The organism is Burkholderia sp. Bmkn7, assembly GCF_041103175.1.
GTDB classification, from domain to species: Bacteria; Pseudomonadota; Gammaproteobacteria; order Burkholderiales; family Burkholderiaceae; genus Burkholderia; species Burkholderia cepacia.
Map to the genome: position 1 here is coordinate 186509 of NZ_JBGCUH010000001.1, position 12196 is coordinate 198704.

General features: G+C 66.5%; 11 protein-coding genes and 2 pseudogenes. 9 read left to right on the forward strand and 4 right to left on the reverse strand.

All coding sequences use genetic code 11. The annotated features are described in order from the left end of the window. Nucleotides 1-242 precede the first annotated feature (242 nt). Nucleotides 243-587: a DUF4148 domain-containing protein gene (locus AB3K92_RS00800; RefSeq protein ID WP_175889931.1), complete on the reverse strand. Its 345-nt coding sequence runs from the start codon at nt 585-587 to the stop codon at nt 243-245. Between the two features lie 321 nt (nt 588-908). On the opposite strand from AB3K92_RS00800, the gene AB3K92_RS00805 reads away from it, so the two are divergent. After that, the gene (locus AB3K92_RS00805; protein WP_369464351.1) at nt 909-1928 is read left to right on the forward strand and encodes an aldo/keto reductase; all 1020 of its coding nucleotides are present in this window, start codon (nt 909-911) and stop codon (nt 1926-1928) included. 29 nt (nt 1929-1957) lie between these two features. Beyond that, the gene (locus AB3K92_RS00810; protein ID WP_059489346.1) at nt 1958-2374 is read left to right on the forward strand and encodes an SRPBCC family protein; all 417 of its coding nucleotides are present in this window, start codon (nt 1958-1960) and stop codon (nt 2372-2374) included. Between the two features lie 183 nt (nt 2375-2557). Here the strand turns inward: AB3K92_RS00810 and AB3K92_RS00815 are convergent, their stop codons facing one another. Further along, nucleotides 2558-3469, reverse strand: a complete 912-nt coding sequence (locus tag AB3K92_RS00815; RefSeq protein WP_021160208.1) for a LysR family transcriptional regulator — start codon at nt 3467-3469, stop codon at nt 2558-2560. Between the two features lie 101 nt (nt 3470-3570). On the opposite strand from AB3K92_RS00815, the pseudogene AB3K92_RS00820 reads away from it, so the two are divergent. Together AB3K92_RS00820 and AB3K92_RS00825 are read left to right on the forward strand one after the other, a co-directional pair. Beyond that, a pseudogene (locus AB3K92_RS00820) lies at nt 3571-3681 on the forward strand (aldo/keto reductase); the annotation flags it as partial. A 107-nt stretch (nt 3682-3788) separates the two neighbouring features. Then, a pseudogene (locus tag AB3K92_RS00825) lies at nt 3789-3971 on the forward strand (LysR family transcriptional regulator); the annotation flags it as partial. A gap of 79 nt (nt 3972-4050) precedes the next feature. Here the strand turns inward: AB3K92_RS00825 and shc are convergent. Next, nucleotides 4051-6087, reverse strand: coding sequence for a squalene--hopene cyclase (shc, locus tag AB3K92_RS00830; protein ID WP_369464352.1), 2037 nt, complete (start codon nt 6085-6087; stop codon nt 4051-4053). Between the two features lie 52 nt (nt 6088-6139). Here shc and AB3K92_RS00835 point away from each other — a divergent pair, with 52 nt between their 5' ends. After that, nucleotides 6140-6841 (forward strand): TetR/AcrR family transcriptional regulator, encoded by a 702-nt coding sequence (locus tag AB3K92_RS00835; RefSeq protein WP_059555125.1) that lies wholly within the window; start codon nt 6140-6142, stop codon nt 6839-6841. 58 nt (nt 6842-6899) lie between these two features. On the opposite strand, the gene AB3K92_RS00840 is transcribed toward AB3K92_RS00835, so the two are convergent. Further along, entirely contained in the window at nt 6900-7868 is a 969-nt protein-coding gene (locus tag AB3K92_RS00840; protein ID WP_369464353.1) for a PDZ domain-containing protein, read from the reverse strand. A gap of 248 nt (nt 7869-8116) precedes the next feature. On the opposite strand from AB3K92_RS00840, the gene AB3K92_RS00845 reads away from it, so the two are divergent. The 4 genes from AB3K92_RS00845 to AB3K92_RS00860 all read left to right on the forward strand — a co-directional run bounded on the left by AB3K92_RS00845 (nt 8117) and on the right by AB3K92_RS00860 (nt 12103). Continuing rightward, nucleotides 8117-8662 carry an AAA family ATPase gene (locus tag AB3K92_RS00845; protein ID WP_369464354.1) on the forward strand — a complete coding sequence of 182 codons (546 nt, stop codon included), beginning with the start codon at nt 8117-8119 and terminating at the stop codon, nt 8660-8662. A 90-nt stretch (nt 8663-8752) separates the two neighbouring features. Then, nucleotides 8753-9223 carry a VOC family protein gene (locus AB3K92_RS00850; protein ID WP_369464355.1) on the forward strand — a complete coding sequence of 157 codons (471 nt, stop codon included), beginning with the start codon at nt 8753-8755 and terminating at the stop codon, nt 9221-9223. A 300-nt stretch (nt 9224-9523) separates the two neighbouring features. Beyond that, on the forward strand, nt 9524-11089 hold the full coding sequence (locus tag AB3K92_RS00855) for a methyl-accepting chemotaxis protein (protein WP_021160216.1): 1566 nt from the start codon (nt 9524-9526) through the stop codon (nt 11087-11089). A gap of 483 nt (nt 11090-11572) precedes the next feature. Beyond that, complete coding sequence (locus tag AB3K92_RS00860) at nt 11573-12103, forward strand: OsmC family protein (protein WP_021160217.1); 531 nt, start codon at nt 11573-11575, stop codon at nt 12101-12103. The last annotated feature ends 93 nt before the right edge of the window (nt 12104-12196 follow it).

A 12196-nucleotide genomic window follows, 5' to 3' on the forward strand; every position in this document is an offset into this window, starting at 1 on the left:
TCCGGCGCTGCGCGCGGCGGATAAACGGATGAAGCGGCATAAGAACTTGTACTGCGCAGTCACGAATCGGCGTACGCGGTGACGATGTGCGAGCGGGTTTCGCGGGGCAGGGCGGGGGAGAAAAATGCGGCGACGACACGCGGCCCGAATGCCTGTTCAGGCGATTCGGGCTGGCCATGCGGAAGGGCGGGACGAGCGGCGGCGCGTATCGGGAGGCGGGCGCTCTTGCGTGTCGGCGCGGCTCAATGACCGCGATAGATCGAGTCGCGGCCGTTGATCGTCGTCACGCGGCCGGATTCGCCGGCGGTGCGCGCTTCGCTGCCGTAACCGGACGTCGCGGCGGCCGGTGCGGTGCCCGGCGCATTGTGTGCGACGGTGTTTTCACGCACGCGCTTTTCGGCGGCGAGGATCGCGACCGGATACTGGTTGTGGTCCAGCGCCGGGGTGTAGCCGACCGCCGCGAGGCGGGCCATTTCGGCTTTCACTTCGGCGCGGGTCAGTTGATGGTCGGCCTGCTGCGCGAACGACAGCGCCGGTGCGGAAAGGATCAGTGCGGCAAGCGTGGAAGAAATCAGTGTTTTCATCATGGGTACCTGTCGGGTCGAGTGAACCGCAACCACGTCGATGTCGTTGCGAGTGCAGCCAATATAGGTATCGCGGCGCCCGGGAAAAACGGCTGCCGTCCCAAATGATTTTTGATCTGGAATCACGAATCGGGTGTGAATTCGGTCGAAAGCCTTGCCGGTCGGGCGTCCTGCCGGAACGGGGTGTCGGGGCGGGTCATCGACGCGGGGCTCGAAACGGCCATTCAGACCTCCAGGGACTCAAGTGTGTCGAATTCCGTCTTGGACAGACTTAACCGACGTACCTAGACTGAACCCGCTTTCCCTCATTCCCTGGAGAAAATCATGAGTCTCGAAGACAAGCTGCCCGGTAACAAGATCCTTGGTTTCGGTACTGCGCCGCTCGGCAACATGTTCCGCAACATCCCCGACGTGGAAGCCGCGGCCACCGTCGAAGCGGCATGGCAACACGGCATCCGTTATTTCGATTCGGCTCCGTTCTATGGCGCGGGCCTGGCGGAAATCCGCCTCGGCGATGCGCTGGCGAACCACCCGCGCGACGAATATGTCCTGAGCACCAAGGTTGGCCGCGTGATCCTCGACGAAATCGAAGACGTGTCGGCGCGCGATCTCGGCGAAAAGGGCGGCCTGTTCGAACACGGCCGGCCGAACCGCATCGTCAACGACTACACGGCCGATGCGACGCTGCGTTCGATCGAGGACAGCCTGAAGCGCCTGCGCACCGACCGCCTCGACATCGTCTGGGTGCACGACATCGCGCAGGACTTCTACGGCGACGAATGGCTCGCGCAGTTCGAAGTGGCGCGCAAGGGCGCGTTCCGCGTGCTGAGCAAGCTGCGCGAAGAAGGCGTGATCAAGGCATGGGGCCTCGGCGTGAACCGCGTCGAGCCGATCGAACTGGTGCTGGACCTCGCCGAACCGCAACCGGACGGCATGCTGCTGGCCGGCCGCTACACGCTGCTCGACCACGAGCGCGCGCTGCAACGCGTGATGCCGGCGGCTGCCGCGCAGAACGTCGGGATCGTCGTCGGCGGCCCGTACAGCTCGGGCGTGCTCGCGGGCGGCACGCACTTCGAATACCAGAAGGCTTCGCCGGAGATCCTCGCGAAGGTCGAGCGGATCAAGGCGATCGCGACGCGCTACAACGTGCCGATCAAGGCCGCGGCGCTGCAGTTCTCGATGTCGCATCCGGCCACCGTCGCGGTGATTCCGGGCGCGAGCCGTCCGGAGCGGATCGCGGAAGACCAGGCAGCGCTGAACGTGGTGATCCCGGCCGACTTCTGGCGCGAAATGCGTGAGCAAGGTCTGATCGCGGCCAACGCGCCGCTGCCGGCCGGTCGTTGATCCTGACGTCAATCCTGAAAGGTGATGACATGGCACAGGCCAATGCAAGCATCGAACTCCCGGCTTCGGCCGGGGCGGTCTGGCAACTGATCGGCGGCTTCGGGGCGCTGCCCGACTGGCTGTCGTACATTCCGGACAGCGAACTGAGCGAAGGCGGACGCGTGCGGCGTCTCGCGAACCCGGCCGGCGAGGCGATCGTTGAGCGGCTGGTCGCGTTCGACGAAGCGCAACGCAGCTACACGTACGCGATCCTCGAGGCGCCGTTCCCGGTCGTGAACTATCGCTCCACGCTGCGCGTGCGCGAAAACGGCCCGAACGCGTCGACCGTCGAGTGGTCGGGCACGTTCACGCCACACGGCGCGACCGACGACGACACCGTCAAGCTGTTCCGCGGGATCTACGAAGACGGCCTCGCGGAACTGGCGAAGCGGTTCGCGGCGGCCTGACGGCAGCGCAACTCGGCGCGTTGCGTCGCATCGCATCGCATCGCACTGCGTGAGCAGGAGCCCGGCGATATCGGACTCCGTCAGCGCCTTCGTCGCGGGTTCAGGCTCGCAGCGAAGGCGTTGGCCTGTTTGCTTCGCATGCGCGAGCGCACCGATGTGCAGGCCCCCCGGCCATCCGCAGCGTCACTTTCCGGCCACCGCGACGACTTCTTCGCCGGTCAGGATTTCGCGGAAGATGCCGACCAGCGGCCGCAGGTTGACCTTGTGCCACGCGGCCCACAGCGGCGTGCGGTAACTGAACCACGGCAGCTCGCGCAGCACGACGCCTTCCGGCACCTGGTGCCGCAGGCTCTGCTGGATCATCGTCACGCCGAGCCCGGCGGCGACGAGGCCGAGCGCCGCGAGCGGCTCGGTCGCTTCCACCGAAATGTCCGGCGAAAACCCGGCTTTCGCGCACGCCGCGACGAACGCGCCGTGACGCGGCGCGCTTTCGTGCTGCGTCACGCCGATCCACGCCTGCGCGGCGAGATCGTCGGCGACGAGCGTCTTCTTCTTTGCGAGCGGGTGCCCGTCGGGCATCGCGAGCAGCATCGGGTCGTTCAACACCCTCATCGAATCGAGTTCGGGATCGTCCGGCGCGGGTGGCTCGGTGACGAGCGCGATGTCGAGGCTGCGTTCGCGCAAGCCTTCGAGCTGCGCGGCGGATTGATAGTTGTACAGAGCGATGTGAACGGACGGGCGATCGGCACGCAGCGTCTTCAGCGCGCGCGGCAGCACGCCCGAGTGCGTGGCCGTTTCGAGGTAGCCGATGCACAGGCCGCCTTCGTCGCCGCGGCCGAGCCGGCGCGCGAGCGATTCGAGGCGGTTCGCGTGACGCAGGAACGCGTGCGTTTCGCTGAGGAACGTGCGGCCGTCACGCGTCAGACGAATGCGCTGCTGGCTGCGTTCGAACAGCGTCAGCCCGAGCTTTTCCTCGAGCTGCGCGATCTGGCGGCTGAGCGGCGATTGCGAAATGTGCAGGCGTTCGGCCGCGCGGCCGACGTGTTCCTCTTCCGCGACCGCGATGAAATACTGCAGCTGGCGGATGTCGAGCATACAAGACCTTCGGGGACTCAAGTTTGATGAATTATGTCTTGGGCGGACTTATGTGTGCAACCTAGACTGGGTTCACTTTCCTGTCCGAGCCGGAGCAACCGATGAATCTCAAAGACACGCTGTCGGCCGATAACCGGCTCGGTTTCGGCGCGGCGCCGCTCGGCAACATGTTCCGCGACATTCCCGACGCTGAAGCGATCGCCACCGTCGAAGTTCAGCGGCATCGACGTTCGATATCCCCGCCGATTTCCGGCGCGAGATGCGCGGGCAGCAGTTCGTCGCGGCCGATGCGCCGTTGCCGATCGATCGTTGAGCGCCGGGCGGCGCGCTGATCGATCGGGTAATGGCCGCGTATGCGGGCAAGTGCGTGGCGGCCAAGGCGTTCGAGCAGCCGTGCTCGATGGTGACGTCCGCGTCGCCGCCGCTGTCGATGACGGGCGATGCGTTCTGCGCGGATTTGCGCGATGCGTTTGCGAGGATGCGGGAGAAGGGCGCCGCATGATTCGGCGGGAAGGGGAATGCAACAGCGGCAGCGACAGCGAGCGCGCCGGGTGCCGTCCGGCACCGCGGCGCGCGATCGTTCAGGCGACGGCCGTGTCGGCCGCATCGACCGCCGCGGGCGCAGCCGCCGCCGCGCCTGCCAGCCGCCGATAACGCGCGAGTGCCCACAGCGGGAAGTACGCGGTATAGCCGTGATACTTCAGGTAGAAGATGCGCGGGAAGCCGGGTGCGTTGTGCGAACGATGCCACCAGAAACCGTCTTCCTGCTGCACCGACTGCAGATACGCGATGCCGCGCTTCACCGAATCGGATTCGCAGTCGCCGAACGCCATCTGCGCGAGCAGCGCCCATGCGGTGAAGTTCGACGTGCTCTCGCCGCCATTGGTGCCGCCCAGCTTCGGGTCGATATAGCTGTCGTTCGTCTCGCCCCAGCCGCCATCCGCATGCTGCCTTGAACGCAGCCATTCGATCGCGCGTGCGATATACGGCTGCGACTTGTCCTCGCCGGCGAGCGCGAGGCCGGCCAGCACGCTCCACGTACCGTAGATGTAGTTCGTGCCCCAGCGGCCCCACCAGCTGCCGTCGGGCTGCTGCGTGCGCTTCACGTATTCGATGCAGCGCGCGAGCGACGCGCGTTCGTCCGCGCGTTTCGTCACGCCGAAGCACAGCAGCACGCGGCCCGATACGTCCTCGGTCGGCGGATCGAGCAGGGCGCCGTGATCGGCGAACGGGATCGCGTTCAGGTACATGCGGTCGCAGTCGGCGTCGAACGCCGCGAAGCCGCCGTTGCGCGATTGCAGCCCGCGCATCCAGTCGAGCGCGCGCGCGACGCGCGTTGCATACGGATTCGTGCCGTCCGCGTTGCGATGCGTGCGGCCGCGGCGATCGAGCATCGCGGTGACGACCGCGGTGTCGTCGATGTCGGGGTAGTACGGGTTCGCGTACTGGAACGCCCATCCGCCCGGCTGGACGTCGGCCGGCGCGTTCTCGATCCAGTCGCCGCGCAGGTCGTTCACCTGGCGTTCGGCCAGCCAGTCGTACGCGCGCGCGATGCGTGCGTCGAGTGCGCGCCGCGCGTCGTCCGGCTCGCCGTCTTCCGGCACCGCCACGCCGCGCGCCTGTTCGAGCGCCATCGTGCTCCACGCGGTATCCCACACCGGCGACAGGCACGGCTGGCAATACATGCTGCCGTCCGGCCGCGTGACCAGCAGCTTTTCCAGCGCGTTCTCGCAATCGCGCCGCAGCGGATGATCGTCCGGGTAGCCGAGCACCTGCATCATCTGGTAGCTGTACACGATCGGCGGGAAGATCCCGCCGAGCCCGTCCTCGCCGTTCATGCGCTCCGCGCACCACGCTTCGGCGTGGCGGATCGCGCGCTGCCGCAGGCCCTTCGGCATCAGCGGCTCGACATGACGCACCGTGCGGTCGAGCGCGAGGAACAGCTTGCGCATGCCGCGCGCGGGCGGGAAGTACCGGCGTTCTTGATCCGGCGGCGTGACGAACAGCTCGCGGATCGAGACGTTGCGCGGATTGCGGGCGCGCGCCTTCAGCGAGCTCAGCACGAGCAGCGGCACCATCGTCGTGCGCGCCCAGTACGCGACCTTGTACATCGAGATCGGCACCCACTTCGGGAACAGCACGAATTCGATCGGCATGAACGGCGCCGCGCGCCACGGCACCTGGCCGAACGTCGCGAGCAGGATGCGCGTGAACACGTTCGAGCGTGCCGCGCCGCCGAGCTTCAGGATCGCGTCGCGCGCGCGGACCATGTGCGGCGCGTGCTCGCTGTCGCCGGCCGCCTTCAGAGCGAAGTACGCCTTCACGCTGCACGACACGTCCGGATCGCCGTCGACGTACAGCGCCCAGCCGCCGTGCGTGTCGAGCCGCTGGTTCGCGCGCAGGTAGCGCGCCATCCGCTCCTGGCGGAGGTCGTCGATCTTGTCCATGAAATGCATCATCAGGATGTATTCCGCGGTGATCGTCGCGTCGGATTCGAGTTCGAAACACCAGCTGCCGTCAGGCTGCTGGAGACGCACGAGGGCGTCGCGTCCACGGGCGATGGCGGTGTCGAGCGCGGACCAGGGGGAGAGGGTGGCTTGAGTCATGCGGCGGATCATACCATCCAGCCGGAATGTTTATATCGAGACGCCCGGTGCTAACATCCGCATCATGAAAAAGCACCTCGAACCCGCGCCGCACGATGTGGCCGAGCCTGTCGAACCGGCTGCCGTGGCCGGTGCGCGGGCGCCTGAAGCCTCGTCGGCGCCGGCCGTCGCCACCGCCGGCGTGCGTCGGAAAAAAGCACCGGACCAGGTGCGCGCGCAGCTGCTGGCGGCCGCATCGGAAATCGCGACACATCACGGCGTGGCCGCATTGACGCTCGATGCGGTGGCCGAGCGCGCCGGCGTGACGAAGGGCGCGTTGCAGTATCACTTCGCGAACAAGCAGGGTCTGCTGGATGCGCTGTTCGGTCAGGCGACCGGGCGGTTCGCCGCGCAGATGGCCGAGCGGGTGGCGGCGGATGCCGGCGGCGCCGGTGCGGCGGCGCGGGCCTACATGCACGCGGTGCTCGACGAGTCGCAGCCGGTCGCGAGTACCGATGTGCTGCGCGTGCTCGTCGCGTCGATGATTACCGACCAGGACACGCGCGAACGATGGTCGGTGCCGATGCGGGAATGGACGCGCCCCGACCCGGTGCCGCTCGAGCAGGCCGCGACGCTGATGATCTGCCGGCTCGCCGCCGACGGGCTATGGATCTCGCAGTTGCTCGACAGCGTCGAGATCTCCGCCGAATTGCGCGCGGAGATCGAGCGGCAACTCGACGCGATGAGCCGTGGCGAGTTTCCGAAGGGGCGCGACGGGGCCGCGTGACGCGTGACGCATGCGCCGCGGCGTCAGGCCGCGTTCGCGCACCGGCCCGGCGGCGCGCTCAGAACTGCGCCTGCAGCGTGACCGCCCTGGCATCGCGCCAGACGGTCAGCGGCACCACGGTGCCCTTGGCGGTCGCATGCACGGCGTCGGCCAGGTCGGCCATCGTCTTGAGCGGGCGATCGCCGAACCGGATCAGCACGTCGTAGTTCTTCAGGCCGGCGCGATCGGCGACGGTGCCGGGCAGTACACCGAGGATCTGCATCGCGCTGCTGGGGACCTTCATCCCCTCCTGTATCCCTTCGTCCAGCTCGACAAAATGCACGCCGAAGCCCATCGGACGGTCCTTCAGTTCCTCCGGCACCAGACGGCGGTCGTTCGGAATGCGGGTGAGAAAGCGCGACAGGTACGCGGACGGAATCCGGATCCTGAAGACCTTGCCGACCGGGTCGTAGTCCGAGAGGCTGAGCACGAGGTCGGTCCCGCTGATCTCGTAGGTCTTCAGGTAGAGGCGGTCCAGCATGACGAAGACGCCGCCGTTGACGGGCCAGGCCTTGGCGCCATCGGCTGACGTGTTCCAGTATGGGGTGTCGGCGTAGCCGCCGCCGTTCAGCGTCGGAATCACGACCGGGATCTTCGGCTGCCGGTAGTGGGTGCCGTATGTCCCGTAATCGCGCACGGTATTGAAATTCCATTTCTGCGTCGTATGGAACGCGACGGCCAGCCCCAGTACCGAATCGACGCCTTGCGGAGACTGGACGAGCGTCAATTGCGCGTCGACGATGCCTTGGTCCGCCGACAAGCCCGAATCGCTGATGGTCAATACGGGGGAATCGTAGCGGGTGTAATCGGGGAAACGCTCGGACAGCCACGTATAGACGGGCGGCGCGGCCTTTTCCTGCGCCAGTGCCGCTTGCGCGGCCAATAACGACATTGCCAGCAGGCCGGCAAATACAAAACCACGTTTCATTTCGGAATGCCCTCTTTTTGGTTTTCTGTTATCTGAATGGAGGTGGCGCGGAGTCGCCACGGAATCCCCCGTTCATTTTCCGGCAAGCGTATCAGTTTTAAGCCTGCCGGTTGAAGTATGCCGCTTCGAATCCGCTTGCTCGCGATCGGGCAGTTGATTATTCTGATGCGCATGACCCATTCGCAAACCCGTTCGATTATTCGCGCCGCAATGTTGCCGGCGGGATAACGATCGACTGAATGGATATCGTCACAACCCGCCCGGAAGGCGGGTTTTTGCTTTCTGGGCATGCGACGGAGAGCCTGGAAATGCAGACAGCGAAGTCACTACACGCAACCGCATCGAACGATGCCGTGTTGCTCCACATGGTATGCGGCAAGATCGCGTCCGGAAAATCGACGCTCGTCGCGCGGCTCGCGAGCGCCGGGCCGGTCGTTGCGATCAGCGAAGACGCGTGGCTCGCGCATCTTTATCCGGGCGAGATCCTGTCGATCGACGACTACGTCCGGTGTGCACGGCGCGTCGGCAACGTGATCGCGGATCAGGCCCGCGCGGTGCTGCAGGCCGGCGTGTCGGTGGTGCTGGATGTGCCGTTCAATACCGTCGCCGCGCGCGCATGGGGGCTCGCCGTTGCGCAGACCGCCGGCTGCGGCCATCGGCTGCATTACCTCGACGTCACCGATGCGGTCTGCAAGGCGCGGCTGCGCGCGCGCAACGCGCGAGGCGATCATCCGTTCCAGGCGTCGGACGCCGAGTTCGACAGGATGACGCGGTACTTCGTCGCGCCGACGGCGACGGAAGGGTTGAACATCGTCGCTTATGACGAAGCCGGCGTCGTCAGGCCGGGTTCGTAAGGGAGGTCCGTCGATCGTTCACAGAGACGGGCGCGAAGCCGCTCATCGTCGATTGAATCCAGGGCGTTCCGGCCGGCGGCGGCGTGCCCTTTGCAGCGCGTCGGAGCCGGAGGAGAATACCGGCGGAAATCTCTTCGGAGGCTGCCCGACATGGCCCGATTCCAGCCCGACGGATGGCATACCGTCACGCCCCGCATCGTGGTGCCGGATCCGGAACACCTGATCGCATTCATGCGATCGGTGTTTCACGCCCAGGGCGCGTTCCGACCCGGGTTGCCCGCGGAAATCCGGATCGGCGATTCCGTCGTGATGATCAGCGGCGAAGACGGCCTGCGCGATCCGATGCCCGCGTTTCTGTACGTCTATGTCGAGGATACCGACCTGACCTATCGGCGGGCGCTCGCGGCACACGCGATTTCGCTCGAAGCGCCGGCCGACATGCCGTATGGCGACAGGCGGGCTATGGTGAAAGACCGCTGGGGAAATACATGGCAGATCGCGACGCATCAGCGCGATCTCCCGGTTGACGAGATCCGGTCACGGCTGGCCGGCGGCGGTTAGATACCTGTCGGGCGCGTCGAGCGATTCGCGTGCCTCGTGTTTCTCGTGTTCCGCCCGACGCTCGCGGAAAGTGACCCACGCAATCGTTGGTACTGCTTGGCGCACGCGTCGAGCGCATCTTTCCGCTTCCTTTGTCGCAATCGTCAAGATTCGCGTCGCGTGCGGATAAAACCTCCCCGTCCCACCCGCCGTTAACCCGTTCGCAGCCCATGCGCCGCGTGTTGCGACACGGCGCGCGTCTTTCGTGATCCGGAATCCACATCCGCCGCTGGCCGCGCCCGGCCGGCGCAAGGGAACGTCATGCGAAAACAACTCACTATCCGTGGTGGTCTCGTCGCGACCATCGCGGGTTATACCGTGCTGCTCGTGCTGGTGGTCGGCGCATGCATCGCGGCCCTCTATATGGGCAACGGTTCGCTCGAGGCGATGTACCGCGACGACACCGCGTCGCTGCTGCACCTGAAGACCAGCTCCGAGCGCATGCTCGTGCTGCGCGAACGGATGAGCGACGTCGCACAGGTCATCAGCGCCGGCCGGTCGGCGAAGGAGGAGGTCGCGAAAGTCCACGCGCTCCTCAAGCAGAGCAACGACGAACTGGATGCCTACGCGCGCCTGCATGCGCGCAGCGCCGACGAACAGGCGCTGTTCGACACGCTGCAGAATCGCCGTCGGGCCCTGCTCGACGGCGTGTTCCTGAAGGCGCTCGCGCAACTCGACGGCGACGACGCGTTCGGCTTCCTCGACACGCAACGCACCGCGCCGCCGGCCCTGTTCACCGCGTACCAGGAGGCGATCGATGCGCTCGAATCGTTCCAGGTTGCGCGTGAAAAGGCGCGCTACGAGGCAGCGGGTGTCCTTTTCCACCGGATCGTGTGGGGGATGGTCGCGGTCGCGGTGCTCGCGCTCGTCGTCGGCTTCGTGGCGCAGCGCGTGCTCGCGAAGGCGATCATCGAGCCGATCAGGCTCGCGGTCGGTCAGTTCGAAAAGATCTCGAAGGGCGACCTGACCGGCACGGTCGTCGTGCCCGGCGAGAACGAGATGGCGTATCTGCTGCATGCGCTGAAGCGGATGCAGGACGGCCTCGTCGACACCGTGAACCAGGTGCGCACGAGTACGGAGACGATCGTCGGCGACGTCCGCACGATCGCGAGCGGCAACGTCGACTTGTCGGCGCGTACCGAGCAGCAGGCCGTTTCGCTGCAGCAGGCGGCGGCGAGCGTCGAGCAGCTGACGGCGGCCGTGCGCCAGAACGCGGACAACGCGCGCGATGCCCGCACCTATGTCGAGGGCGCGGCGGGCATCGCGTCGCGCGGCGGCGACGCGATGCAGCGCGTCGTCGAGACGATGTCGGCGATTTCGCACAGTTCCGCGAAGATCTCCGGGATCGTCGGCGTGATCGAGAGCATCGCGTTTCAGACCAACATCCTCGCATTGAACGCCGCCGTCGAAGCCGCGCGCGCGGGCGAGCAAGGGCGCGGCTTCGCGGTCGTCGCGACCGAGGTGCGCGGGCTCGCGCAGCGCTGCGCGTCGGCGGCGAAGGAAATCCGCGAGCTGATCGGCCATTCCGCGCAGCGCGTCGAGGACGGCAGCGGTCTCGTCGCACTGGCCGGCTCGGCGATGGCCGAGCTCGTCGCCGCGGTCGAGCGCGTCAATACGATCATGAGCGACACCAGCCACGCGTTCGAAGAGCAATCGTCGGGCATCGAGCAGGTGAACGCCGCGGTCATCCAGATGGAGCAGGCGATGCAGCGCAATGCCGCGCTGGTCGAGGAGGCCGCGGCCGCCGCGTTGTCGCTCGACGAACAAGGCGCGCGGCTGAGTGCGGCGGTCGCGCAGTTCCGTCTGCGTGACGACGCGCTCGCGTGATGCCTCGACGCGGGCGACGGGCACCGGATCGTCGGGCCGCGATCGCGGCAGGACACGGTGCGGACGTCGTCGAAGCAGCACGCTTCCGGTGCGGACATCCTGCCTGCCGATATTGACGCAACCGATGCGCCGGCACGATGAGGAACCGGATCCAGGCGAGCGTCGAACCCGATGCGCCGCTGTTCTCGTTCAGTGCCCGCGATGCGGCGACGGCGGCGCGGCGACGCCTGTCGGCAAGGGCGGCAGCGCGATTGCCGCCAGGTTCTCCACAGGGTTATGCACGGAAATTGTGGATAAGTCGGCGGCCGGTGCATAACTGCCGACGCGTTCCTGAACGCGGAGGTTGCAATGTGACATCGCGCGGCGCGAATTGCTTTGCTGGAAAGATCGTTTAGTGGCCGAAGCGGATCGGAATAGCATGACGACTCCCCTCAACCGGCCGTCGCATGCGAGGCCGATGATTGCGACCGTACCGGCCCGACCATGACGACACTGAACGACTATCTCGAACAGAAGCGCGACGCCTGGCTCGCGAAAAAGGATGCCGCGCGCAACGATCCGGAATTCAAGGCGACGCCGCTGAAAGCGACCGTGCGTGCACTGGGCCGCAGTGGCGTGCGCGAGATCCGCATTCGCGATTTCCAGGTGATCAGCGACAGTCCGCCCGATTTTGCGGGCTACAACCTCGGGCCGGCGTCGCCGGAGCTGCAGCTCGGCGTGCTCGGCAGTTGCCTGACGCACATCACGCTGATCCAGGCCGCGGAGCGCGGCCTGAAGATCGACTCGATCGAAGTCGAGGTGACCGGCGACCAGCATCCGCTCGCGCAGCAGCCGGGCTTCGAGCATGTGCCGGTGTTTCCGCACAACCTCCGCTACACGCTCGATATCGTGTCGCCCGAACCGCCGGAGACGATTCGTGCACTGCATCAGGCGGTCGAGGCCGTGTGCCCGATCTTCAACCTGTTGACGCTGCCGCAGACGATCGACGGCGAATTGCGGCATACGCACGGTTGAGCACGATTGATGTGCGTCGGTGCACCGGGGCGTCGCGGCCTTGCATGGGGCCGCGACGTGAGCGGGCACGCTCGATCTCCCGCGCACCCTGTT

Bases quoted from the DNA above. Each gene is read 5' to 3' on its own strand.
- AB3K92_RS00800 (WP_175889931.1), bottom strand. From the start codon at position 587: ATGATGAAAACACTGATTTCTTCCACGCTTGCCGCACTGATCCTTTCC.
- AB3K92_RS00805 (WP_369464351.1), top strand. From the start codon at position 909: ATGAGTCTCGAAGACAAGCTGCCCGGTAACAAGATCCTTGGTTTCGGT.
- AB3K92_RS00810 (WP_059489346.1), top strand. From the start codon at position 1,958: ATGGCACAGGCCAATGCAAGCATCGAACTCCCGGCTTCGGCCGGGGCG.
- AB3K92_RS00815 (WP_021160208.1), bottom strand. From the start codon at position 3,469: ATGCTCGACATCCGCCAGCTGCAGTATTTCATCGCGGTCGCGGAAGAG.
- shc (WP_369464352.1), bottom strand. From the start codon at position 6,087: ATGATCCGCCGCATGACTCAAGCCACCCTCTCCCCCTGGTCCGCGCTC.
- AB3K92_RS00835 (WP_059555125.1), top strand. From the start codon at position 6,140: ATGAAAAAGCACCTCGAACCCGCGCCGCACGATGTGGCCGAGCCTGTC.
- AB3K92_RS00845 (WP_369464354.1), top strand. From the start codon at position 8,117: ATGCAGACAGCGAAGTCACTACACGCAACCGCATCGAACGATGCCGTG.
- AB3K92_RS00855 (WP_021160216.1), top strand. From the start codon at position 9,524: ATGCGAAAACAACTCACTATCCGTGGTGGTCTCGTCGCGACCATCGCG.
- AB3K92_RS00860 (WP_021160217.1), top strand. From the start codon at position 11,573: ATGACGACACTGAACGACTATCTCGAACAGAAGCGCGACGCCTGGCTC.